Genomic DNA, 10,742 nt, shown 5'->3' with positions numbered 1-10,742 from the left:
GCTCGCGAAGCCCTTGATGAATTCACCGTGCCCCGGCGCGAGAAAGTCGTCGAGCGCTTGGTCGGCCAGCACCCACACCAACCACCGCTCCCTGATGATGAGGCTGATCACGCCCAAGCGCCTCAAGGAGAACGAGGACGCCATGTGGGTGCTGGCCGACCAAGCGCTCGACGACTTTCTCGCGCCGGGGCACGGTGAATTCATCAAGGGCTTCGCGAGCCCGTTCACGCTGCTGGTGATCGCCGATCTGCTCGGCGTGCCGATGGAAGACCGCGACAAGTTCGTCAAGGGCATAGCGGAGCACGCAGGCGGCGGCATCGGGGGCACCAAGGGATCCCTGGCCCACAGCCCGTTGGAGTTCCTCTACGACCTGTTCTCCGACTATGTCCGGGATCGCCGCTCCGCACCCCGCGACGATGTGCTCACCGGCCTGGCGACCGCCACCTACCCCGACGGTTCCACCCCGGCGGTCGAGGACGTGGCCCGCGTTGCCAGCAACGTCTTCTCGGCCGGCCAGGAGACCACCGTGCGGCTGCTCGGCGCCGCGCTGCAGACCATAGGGGAGCGGCCCGACATCCAGGCGCAGCTGCGCAAGGACCGCAGCCTGATTCCGAACTTCATCGAAGAGTCGCTTCGCTACGAGAGTCCCGTCAAGGGCGACTTCCGGATGAACCGCAGGCCGGTCAACGTCGGCGGGGTCGACCTGCCCGCGGGCAGCACTGTGATGATCGTGCAGGCGGCCGCCAACCGGGATCCGCGCCGGTTCGACGAACCCGCGACCTTCGATCCGGCCCGCAAGAACGCGCGCCAGCACATCTCGTTCGGGCGCGGCATCCACAGCTGCCCCGGCGCGCCGCTGGCCCGAGCCGAGACGCGGGTGGCGATCGAACGGTTGCTCGATCGCACGACGGACATCAGGATCGACGAAAGCGTTCACGGGCCGGCGAATGACCGCCGCTACCAATATGTCCCGACGTACATCCTTCGCGGCCTCACCGAACTACACCTGGAGTTCACCCTCGCATGAAGGTATGGGTAGACGACCAGAAGTGTCGGGGTCACGGCATGTGTCTCACGCTGTGTCCCGACGTGTTCAACCTGACCGACGACGGCTACGCCGAGGCCATAGATTCCGACGTCCCAACGGAGTTGGAGGCGGCTGCTCAGGAGGCTATCGAATGCTGTCCCGAGCAGGCGATCAGCGAGAAGGAACCGAATACACCGAGCGAATAGGGAGATTCTTCAGTGGCTAAGGGTTATGTCATCCTCACCGAGGCCATCAAAGATCCGGAAGGCATGAAGGCGTACGCCCAAGCCGCCGGGTCGGCGATGAGCGGTGCCACCATCCTTGCGGTGGACACCGCACCCAAGGTCATCGAAGGCGACTGGCACGGCGACCAGACCGTCGTACTGGAATTCGAATCGGTCGATGCGGCACGGGCGTGGTACGAGTCCGAGGGCTACCAGAAAGCGGCGAAACTGCGGCAGGCCGCCGCCGACTGCAACGCGGTCATCCTCTCCGGATTCTGATCGCTACTCGCCGACGATGGAGATTGCCTGCCGGGGGCATTGACGGACGGCCTCGCGCACGTCCGCCTCGTTCTCCGGGGTGACTTCTTCCTGGTGAACGGTCAGCATGTCGTCGTCGCCGAGTTCGAATATCTCCGGGTTGATCCCCATGCAGACGCCGTTGCTCTCGCAGAGTCCCCAATCGACTTCGATCTTCTTCGTCACCGTGGCCCCTTACCGAAGCACCTTGACGGGCACGTTCTTCCAGCCCGCCACGTTTTGCATGTTTACCCGTTTGCAGCCCGCCCACTCGACTTCGTAACGCGGCATGAAGTCGAGCAGCCTTTCCAGCGCGATCCGGCTTTCCAGGCGGGCCAGCGCGGCGCCGAGGCAGCTGTGAATCCCATACCCGAGCCCGAGGTGCTGCGCCTCGGTCTGGTCTCGTTCGATGTCGAACGTGTCGGCGTCGGTGAAAGCCTCCGGGTCGCGGTTCGCCGCGGCGCCGCACAGGAATACGGGTTTGCCCGCCGGGATAACACCACCGCTGACGTGGGCCTCTTTCAAGGTGTAGCGGACGTTGTACTGCACCGGCCCCTCATAGCGCAGTAGCTCTTCGACGGCCCCGGGGATCTTGTCCCGGTCCTCCTGCAGCTTCTGCCACTGGTCGGGGTGCTGGGCGAAGATCACCGCCGCGTTGCCCATCAGCTTGGTGACGGTCTCGGCGCCCGCTCCGCCCAGAAGGGTTGCGAATCCGCAGATCTCGATGTCGTCGAGCTTGCGTAGCTCGCCGTTTTCGCCAGGGATCTCGGCCGCGATCAGCCGGCTGATCATGTCTTCCTGCGGTTCCTGACGGCGCTCCTGGACCAGGCTGAAGTAGTACATGGCCGTATCGATGTTGGCCTGCAAGCCGGCTTCGCTGACCTCGATCTGCCCCGGCTCGTGATGCAGGCTGGTGTCGATCCAGTGGCGAACCTGCTGGCGGTATTCCTCCGGCACGCCGGCCATCCGGGTGATGACCTCCACCGGGAACGGCCCGGAGAAGTCCTGCACCACGTCGAAGGTGTCCGAGTCGACGGCGCCCAGGTACTTGTCGATCACCTCGATGATCGTCTCGCGCTGCGATTGAATCGCCCGCGGAGTGAACGCCTTGTTGAGCAGGCTGCGCATGTGGCGGTGCTCCGGCGGGTCCATGAAGATGATCGACTTCTGCTCTGGGGCGAGGCCCTTGCGTACCATCGCCAGATCGCACCCGCGCGCTGAGGAATAGGTCTCGAAGTCCTTGAACGCTGCCGACACGTCTTCATGACGGGTCAGCGCGTAAAAGTCCTCCTTCTCGTCGTAATACAGGGGGGCGTCCTCGCGCATCCGCCGATAGATGTCGAACGGATTGTTGAAGTAGTCCTCGGAGTACGGATCGAAGACGACCTTCGATTTTGTCACTGAATCCTCCTCAGCGGCGAGGTCGGGCTGAACCTTTACAGCGGAGTCCCTGACTGTAACGCTAACGGTAATACCTTCGTGACGAACCGGAAAGACCAAAACGCTGGTATTTCGAACCCTCTTTCAACCCTTATCGGGGGTGGTCCATCAGGGCCAGCGCCGCGTCGGCCGCATCGAGCACGGCGCCGCCCTTTCCCCCGGCCCGGTCGGCGAGGTCGACGACCAGCCGGACATCCTTCTGTAGCAGCCCTCCCGCAACACCGGCCAGCCGATCCAGCCCCCCGATCCCGCCCAGGGCGTTCAGCGCGAAGCTGTTTCCACTGCTGCGGGAGACCACCTCGGTGAGACGGTCCGGTTCGACGCCCAGCTCCTTGGCCAGTGACAGGGTGGTGGCTGCGGTGGCCAGGTGGGCGGTGAACAGCAAGTTGTTGAGCAGTTTCGTGGTCTGCCCGGAACCCAGCTCGCCGAGGTGAACGACCGGATCGGCATAGGTTTCGAAGACCGGACGACAGCGCTCGACAACGTCGGTGTTGCCGCCGACCATCACTAATAGGCGGCCCTCGGCGGCCGCCCCTCCGCCGCCGCTCACCGGCGCATCGATGACGGAAACGCCCAGCGGGGCGGCCTTGTTCGCGAGCTCTCGGCAGGTGTTCGGGTGCACCGTGCTGTGCACGGCGATGACGCTGCCCCGTTTCATCGCCGGCAGCAATCCGTTCTCACCGCAGGCAAGTTCGTCGATGTCGGCGTCGCCGACTACGCAGAGGCAGACCAGATCACTGCCCGCGGCGAGCTCGACCGGAGACCCTGCGATCTTGGCCGTGGTGTCGGCAAACGCCTCGAGGGCCTCCGGCCTGCGCGCCCACAACGTGGTGGGGTAGCCGCCCTCTGCGATCCGCCGCGCCATGGGGCCGCCCTGGCTACCCAACCCGATGAATCCAACGCGCATCATCCGGCCTCCAGATCGGACTCCGTGTCCGTTGAACTTTCCGCCACGCATTCCTGCACGAACGCAAGAACTTTCGAATGGTAATCGGGTGCGGCGTGGCTGAGGCTGATGTTGTGCCCGGCGCCCGGTTGCCGATGCACAACGAACCGCGGGACCCCGGCGAACAGGGCGCCGATCTCGGCGACCGCCGCATCGTCAATCTGCCAGACCTTTTCGTGCTCGGCGATGCTGAAGTGCACCGGAACGCGCACTGCGGGCGCGAGCTCCGGAAACGTCTTTCGCGCCCAGTCCGACACCATCTGGTCCTCGTAAGCCGGGGCCGACGGCGAAACTGTGGCGCCGCCGAGCACCTCAGACGGATAAAGTTCCTCTGGGCTCCACAGCAATTCGCGCATGCCCGACGGGCGGTGTTCCCGGGTAGCCGTTTTCAGTATCTTCTTGGCCGCGGGGTGGTAGTGCCGGCCCGTGCCCGCAAGCTCGATGCCGAGCAGGTCGGTACCTCGCCCGTCGGCGGCCATCCGTACGGTCAGCTCGCAGCCGCCCGAATGCCCCCACACGAATACTCCTGCGCCACGCGGTCGTTCGCCGAGGACGCGATCGACAGCACCGTAAGCAAGGTTGACGCGCTGCTTGCCGGACACCATCGCTTCGGGATACGGTGCCGAGCTGCCATAGCCGGGCCGGTCGAGGGCCACCACGGTGAATCCCGCAGCGGCGCCGGTGCGTAAAAGCGAGTACGACGGGCGGCCCGGGCAGTCGAAATACATTGCGGTGGTCCCGCCCCCGTGAATCGCCACGATCACGGCCTTGGGGTCGTCGGCCTCTGCGACCAACGCCGACATCGGCACGCTGTCGACGATGACGAGCCGGGGACGGGGGGCGGTGCTCATGTGTCGGCCCGCAGCAGGATCACGCCGCTGGGGGTCAGTCCGCCGCTGCTGACCACACCGACGCGGGCGTCGGCGACTTGGCGGTCACCGGCCTCGCCGCGCAGCTGGGTCACGGCCTCGTGCAACAGGCCCATGCCGTGGGTGCGGCCATGCGAAAGCTGACCGCCGTGCGTGTTGAGCGGCAGCTGTCCGTCGCGCGCGATGTTCTTCCCGCCGTCCAGGAATTCCTTGGCCTCACCGATCCCGCAGAAGCCCAGCGCCTCTATCCAAGAAAGGCAGTTCATGGTGAACCCGTCGTACAGTTCGGCGACGTCGACGTCTGTCGGCCGCAGCGAGGTGCGCGTCCACACATGCGCCGCCTGGCCCAGCACCTGTGGTTCGTGGGTCAAAGTGCTTTGATCCCAATCGATTCGCTCGATGATCTGCGTCCCCACGGCCTCCACCAGCACCGGCGGCTTGGCCAGGTCGCGGGCGGCGTCGACGGCCGAGACGATGACGGCGATGGCGCCATCGCAGGGCACGTCACAGTCGTAGAGACCGAACGGCGTGGTGATGGGCCGCGCGTTGAGATAGTCGTCCATCGTCATCGGTGACCGGTAGATGGCGGTCGGGTTGAGTTCGGCGTTGGCGCGCTGGTTCAACGCGATCCAGCCCAGCGTCTCCCTCGTGGTGCCGTACCGGTGAAAGTGCCGCTGCGCGTTCATCGCCAGGGTGTGTGCCGCAGAGGTCGCGCCAAACGGCATCTGCCAGCCCGACATTCGGCCCATCGACGGGGCGATCTTGCCCTGCTTCATCAGCTCACCGTTGGTGGCTTCCCACACCGTTCGGAAGCACAGCACGTGCCGCGCCAGCCCGCCCGCGACCGCAAGCATCGCGGCGATCACGGAGCCACCCGGACCGAACGTTTCCATCGCGCCGTTATGCCATGTCGGCCGGATGCCCAACGCGGCCTCAAGGGCGGTGGTGCCCCCCTCGCCCATTCCCGCCACGTTGATTGCGCCGGGGTAGGTGGACAGGCCGTCGATGTCGGCATAGCTCAGGCCGGCGTCGGCGATCGCCGCCTCGCATGCCTGCACCGTCAGTGCGAGCGGCTGCTGCATCAACCGGCGGCCAATCGGCGACATGCCGATACCCGTCAGCGCGACCTTGTCTTCGAACTTCTCGGTGGTGAGCATTGGCCGGACGTAGTCGCCGAAGCGTTCCGGCGCGATCTCGTCGACCGGCAGGTTAGCGGGCTCGGCGCCGGCCCCTCCCTCCTGCACCGGCCGGAACAGTGGGAACCAGACTTCCTCGACCTGCTCGAAGACGACCTCGACCTGTTGGCCGAGTTCGAGGTCGTCGAATTTGCACTCGACGACGTTGGTGGTCAGCCGCACCCGGGGGTCCTCGGCGATCGCCACTTGGGCGATCACGTACGGCGCCGCCAGCCCGGGCAGGCTGAATCGCTCGTTGATGGTGAATCCGGCGAGCGTGGCCTTGCCCGAGACCTGCCGCACGCCCATGTCCAGTGATCGGCAATAACGGCAGACCGGCGCCGGTGGATGGATCAGCGATTGGCACGCCTTGCATTCCTGCAGCCGGAGCTTGCCGTCGGCGCCCGAGGTCCAGAAGAATTCGTTGTCCTGCGTGATCAGGGGCAGCGGACGTCCGGATTCTGGCACGTCACCTCCGGGAGTCGGACGCGGGCGGTAGGCCCGTTATACGATTCGGAGAATTACGTTATCACTGCCGAGCGGAAACGATTCATTCCGTGGGCGTCGGACCATTGAGCTCGTCAAACCGCGCGAGCGCGGTGTCGAGGTCTGACTCGTCGAAGACTTCACCGTGGTCAATCAGTTCACCTTCGATCATGAGAACGTTGATTCCTCGCCACTCGGCAGCGAAGCCTCCTTGCGAGGTTCCGTAAGTCACCCAGGTCACAACCGTCCCGCGATCGCTCAGCTCATGCACCGCCTCGATGTACATCTTGGCGTCGGGTACGAGGTCCCACGTGGCATGCAGAAACGGGACCACCTCGCCTACGGAAGCGATAGTGCGCCGGTGGTCAACGTTCATGCAGTTCGGCGTCGTTGGGGGCACCTGGTGCCGGTTCAGCGCGCGGTAGGCATGCGAGATTACCGACCACGCGTGCACATGGACAGCCGCTTCGCCGGCGAGGTATCGAGCGTCGAGTTCCGAGAAGGCCGAATCGATTTCGTCGAGGTCGAAGATGACGGAGGCGGCTAGTCGGTTGTCGGTGTCGAGCGCGACGACGCTGAGCATTTCAGCGGTGACCTCGCCGGGTGTCGAGCCGCGCACCGAGGAACGAATGCGAATGAGTGCATGCCGTTGTTCGCGGGTCGCTATCACGGTCGACCAAATGCCTTCGAATCCGACCTCGGCCACTGCTTGCATGTTCGTGACATGGGCAGCGCGGCCGCGCAAGTCATCGGCGTTGACAACCCGTCGGCGATCGTGTGTCACGCACTCGTCAGCGATCGTCTCCGCCATCGAGGTCCAGTCGCGGTCCGCGAAAAGGTTCCAGAAACGCTGCACCACTTGGCTTGCCGCGTTCTCCAGTCGCGGCTGCGGCTGCAGCTCTTCGAAGCGCGCGAGCGCGGCGTCGAGGTCTGCCTCGTCGAAGACTTCGACGCGGGTGATCGATTCGCCGTCCACTGTCATGATCTCGGCGCATCGCCACTCGGCGTCTAAGCCGCCATGCGACGTCCCATTCGCCACCCGGGTGAAGAGGGCCCCTTGGTGGCTCAACCGATGTACGGCGTCAATGCGGAAAGTGAGGTCCGACATGAGCTCCCAAAGCGCACGCAGCGATGCGATCAGATCACCCGACTCGATCGTTGCGAGTCGTCGGTGGTCGACATTGACCCAATCGGGTGCCGCCACAGGGAGATCTCGCCGGTTCATTGCAGCAAACGCCCCCGTTATGACTGACCACGTGTTCGGATGGGCGGCCGCTTCGCCGGCGAGGTACCGGGCTTCGAGTTCTTCGAAGGCTGCGTCGACGTCGTCGGGGTCGAAGATGATGCGTGCATCGATCTGGTTTTCGGCGTTGATCTCAGAGACGCACAGTGCTTTGGAGCCCGACCAGTTGTCCACAGGGGAATAACGACCGAGGACGAGGCGTCTTCCACGGATTGCGATCACCGTTTGCTCCATATCCGTGACCCCGATACCAACCATCGCCTGCTGGCTTGCGATCTCGGCGTCTCGCCCGTGCCGCCTCCCGGCGTTGATCACGCGGCGATGATCGTCGATGTAGAAATCGTCAGACAAACATTGCGCCATGGCGTCCCAGTCGCGCGCCGCGAAGTGGTCCCAGAAGTGTTGCTCCACTCGGCTTGCCGCGTTCTTCAGAAGGGGTGCTCGCGGTTGCAGCTCCTCGAAGCGAGCGAGCGCGGCGCCGAGGTCAGTCTCGTCGAAGATTTCAAGGCGGTTGATCCGATCGCCTTCGACGGCCAGAAGTTGGATCATTCGCCACTCGGCGGCGAAGCCCTCCTTCGATGTGCCGTGCGCCGCATTGGTGATGACTGCTCCGAATTCAGTGAGTCGATGCACCGCCTCGTTGTAGATACTAAGATCTGGCGTCAGGTCGCGAGAGGCCCGCATGGCAGCGGTCAGGTCGCCGGGACCGTACGGTGTACCTCTTCGATGATCGATGGTGACAAAATTCATGGCGGGAAGTTCGTGGCGGTTGACCATGCTGTAGGTCCCCGCGATGACCGACCACGTGTGTGCGTGGACGGCCGCGGCTTCGCCCGCAAGGTAGCGAGCTTCGAGTTCTTCGAACGCGGCGTCGATGTCGTCGGAGCCGAACTCAACGCGTGCCACGATCTGGTTGTCGGCGTTGGTCTCGCAGACGCTTAGCTGGTCGTGTCCCGACCAGCTGTCCACGCCGAAGTAACGGCCGAGGACGAGGCGCTCCCCACGGACCGCGATCACCGTTTGCCTCAAGTTCGTGACTCCGACGTCGGCGATCGCCCGCAGGTTTGCCATCTCGGCATCTCGACCATGCCTGGACCCGGCATTCACCACGCGACGACGATCATCCACAACAATGTCGTCGAAGATTGCAGCTGCAATGGCGTCCCATTGACGAGCCTCGAAATAGGTCAAAAAGCGTTGCACCACTTGGCTTGCCGCGTTTTCCAGACGTGGTACCTGCGGTTGCAGCTCATCGAAGCGGGCGAGTGCTGCGTCGAGGTCTGCCTCGTCGAAAATCTCCAAGTGGTCGATTCGATCGCCTTCGATAGCCAGAAGCAGGATCATTCGCCACTCGGCGTGGAAGCCTTCCGGCGAGGTCCCATACGCCCTATATGCGGCGACCGCGCCGAAATTGCTGAGCCGATGCACCGCTTCGATGCGGAAAGTGAGGTCTGGCGTGACATCCCAGATGGCGCGCATGGCTGCTTTGCCGTCACTCGCGTCGATTACAGCGAGCCGCCTGTGGTCGATGGTGACCCAGTCCGCCGCGGGAAGTTCATGCTCGTTGAACGCGGCACATTCCCGCGTGATGAGGGAGAACGTTTGCGCGTGGGCGGCCGCTTCGCCGACGAGGTATCGCGCGTCGAGTTCTTCGAAGGCGGCGTTGAGGTCGTCGATGTCGAATCCGATCCGTGCGACCATCCGGTCGTCGGCGCCGATCTCGACAACGCAGAGCAGTTCGGCGGCAAACCCTAGGTTGCGATTGGAGGTGCGGATGTGGGTGAGAGCTAAGCGGGTACCGCGGGTCGCGACGACCGTCGACGTCGTATCCTGGGAGAAGTCCGCAATGGCTCGCAGGTCCGCGATGTAAGCATCCCGACCTTGACGGACTCCGGCGTTCACCGTCTTTCTGCGATCGTCGACGCAGATGTCACCGGCCACTCGTTCAGCGATTGCGTCCCAGTCACGGGTAGCGATGCATGCCCAAAATCGTTGATCCACTTGGCTTGCCGTGTTTTCGAGCCGGCGCGTCGGCGGTTGCAATTCCTCGAATCGGGTGAGCGCGGCGTCGAGGTCTGCCTCGTCAAAGATTTCCAAGTCTTTGATTCGATCGCCTTCGACGGTCAGAATCTCGATCATCCGCCACTCGACGGCTAAGCCTTCTGGCGAGGTCCCATACACCACAAAGGCGGCAACCACTCCGAAACTGCCGAGCCAATACACCTGTTCGATGTGGATGCTGAGGTTTGGCGTGACGTCCCATGCGGCGTGTAGTGCGGCGGGCAGGTCACTCCCCTCGAACGTGGGAAGCAGGCGATGATCGACGGCGACGAAGTCCGGTGTCGTCGGCGGTATCTCATGCTTATTGACCGCGGTGAACCACCGGGCGATGACCGACCACGTCTGCGCGTGGGCGGCCGCTTCGCCGGCGAGGTACCGGGCATCGAGCTCCTCGAACGCGGCGTCGATATCCTCCAGATCGAACAAGACGCTCGACGCGATTCGGTTGTCAGCGTTGATCTCGACGATCATGAGCACTTCATTGTGGAACGCGTCGGGCCGCTGGTCCGGCCCAAAGAAACTGAAGCGGTAAAGCACAAGGAACTCGCCGCGGATCGCAATGGCGGTCTCCGCAATATTCGCCCCCATTTCGCCCATGGCTCGCATGTCGGCCATTCCGACATCTCGACCGTGTCGGACCCCCGCGTTTACGACCCGACGACGATCCTTCGTGGAAATGTCATCGGCTAGTAACTCCGCCATCGCCGTCCATTCGCGGACCGCGAAATACTTCCAAAAGCGCTCCGTCACTCGAATTGCTATGTTTTCGAGTCGCCGTGGCGGTCGCTGCAGTTCGTCGAAGCGGGCGAGTGCGGCGTCGAGGTCTGCCTCGTCGAATATTTCGCAGCGGCTGATTAAGTTGTTTTCAACAACGATGACGCTCACCATCCGCCAGCCAGCCTCGAAGCCGTCTTTTGACGTTCCGGTCCCTACGTGGATGACGACCGCGCCGCGGTCGGTGAGCCGATGCACTG

At 64.0% G+C, this 10,742-nt stretch carries 7 protein-coding genes and 2 pseudogenes; 3 read left to right on the top strand and 6 right to left on the bottom strand.

Annotation, left to right across the window (positions count from 1 at the left end; all coding sequences use genetic code 11):
• Nucleotides 1-70 precede the first annotated feature (70 nt).
• From A5652_RS25275 to A5652_RS25265, 3 genes and pseudogenes are all read left to right on the top strand, one after another.
• Nucleotides 71-1,027, top strand: a pseudogene (locus A5652_RS25275) (cytochrome P450); the annotation flags it as partial.
• Nucleotides 1,024-1,233 carry a ferredoxin gene (locus tag A5652_RS25270; RefSeq protein ID WP_067358501.1) on the top strand — a complete coding sequence of 70 codons (210 nt, stop codon included), beginning with the start codon at nt 1,024-1,026 and terminating at the stop codon, nt 1,231-1,233. The pseudogene A5652_RS25275 and the gene A5652_RS25270, both read left to right, overlap by 4 nt.
• Nucleotides 1,234-1,245: 12 nt before the next feature.
• A complete protein-coding gene (locus A5652_RS25265) occupies nt 1,246-1,530 on the top strand; it encodes a DUF1330 domain-containing protein (RefSeq protein WP_067358497.1) in 285 nt (94 codons plus the stop codon).
• Nucleotides 1,531-1,533: 3 nt separating this feature from the next.
• Here A5652_RS25265 and A5652_RS25260 read toward each other — a convergent pair whose 3' ends face one another.
• The 6 genes and pseudogenes from A5652_RS25260 to A5652_RS28240 all read right to left on the bottom strand — a co-directional run.
• Nucleotides 1,534-1,734 carry a ferredoxin gene (locus A5652_RS25260; RefSeq protein ID WP_065031025.1) on the bottom strand — a complete coding sequence of 67 codons (201 nt, stop codon included), beginning with the start codon at nt 1,732-1,734 and terminating at the stop codon, nt 1,534-1,536.
• Nucleotides 1,735-1,743: 9 nt separating this feature from the next.
• Nucleotides 1,744-2,949 (bottom strand): cytochrome P450, encoded by a 1,206-nt coding sequence (locus A5652_RS25255; RefSeq protein ID WP_067358495.1) that lies wholly within the window; start codon nt 2,947-2,949, stop codon nt 1,744-1,746.
• 130 nt (nt 2,950-3,079) lie between these two features.
• A complete protein-coding gene (locus tag A5652_RS25250) occupies nt 3,080-3,895 on the bottom strand; it encodes an NAD(P)-dependent oxidoreductase (protein ID WP_067358503.1) in 816 nt (271 codons plus the stop codon).
• Nucleotides 3,895-4,785, bottom strand: a complete 891-nt coding sequence (locus A5652_RS25245; RefSeq protein WP_067358493.1) for an alpha/beta hydrolase — start codon at nt 4,783-4,785, stop codon at nt 3,895-3,897. The genes A5652_RS25250 and A5652_RS25245 overlap by 1 nt, the downstream gene beginning before the upstream one ends.
• On the bottom strand, nt 4,782-6,446 hold the full coding sequence (locus A5652_RS25240; RefSeq protein ID WP_067358491.1) for an OB-fold domain-containing protein: 1,665 nt from the start codon (nt 6,444-6,446) through the stop codon (nt 4,782-4,784). The genes A5652_RS25245 and A5652_RS25240 overlap by 4 nt, the downstream gene beginning before the upstream one ends.
• An 82-nt stretch (nt 6,447-6,528) precedes the next feature.
• Nucleotides 6,529-10,742: pseudogene (locus A5652_RS28240) on the bottom strand (hypothetical protein); the annotation flags it as partial.

Source organism: Mycobacterium sp. 1165178.9, from assembly GCF_001673555.1.
Lineage (GTDB): Bacteria > Actinomycetota > Actinomycetes > Mycobacteriales > Mycobacteriaceae > Mycobacterium.
This window is presented reverse-complemented; position numbering and strand designations above follow the sequence as displayed.